This window comes from Pectobacterium brasiliense (genome assembly GCF_013449685.1).
Taxonomy (GTDB): Bacteria; Pseudomonadota; Gammaproteobacteria; order Enterobacterales; family Enterobacteriaceae; genus Pectobacterium; species Pectobacterium brasiliense_A.
The window spans coordinates 1-223 of record NZ_JACDSF010000168.1 but is presented as its reverse complement, the minus strand read 5'-3'; the positions used below and the strand labels follow the sequence as shown (position 1 = coordinate 223).

Annotated in this window: 1 protein-coding gene; it reads right to left on the bottom strand. The window is 54.3% G+C overall.

The features are described from left to right. The coding region (locus H0248_RS21865) for an Ig-like domain-containing protein (protein ID WP_180787469.1) at positions 1 to 223 on the bottom strand (223 nt) is incomplete at both ends.

Genomic DNA, 223 nt, shown 5'->3' with positions numbered 1-223 from the left:
TTGGTACGTTTCGGTACCGACTTTAACCGTAATGGCATCGCCGGCGTTGACGTCGTTATCGACCTTACCCGTCACCGCAATCGTCTGGCCAGATTCACTGGCGTTAATCACGTTATCGCTGGTGACGTTATCGATAGAAATTGAAGCAACCGGCGCAACCGTATCCACGCCATAAGTGTGGCTGGTGTTCGCCGTCGTTACGTTGCCCGCCGTATCCCGTGTG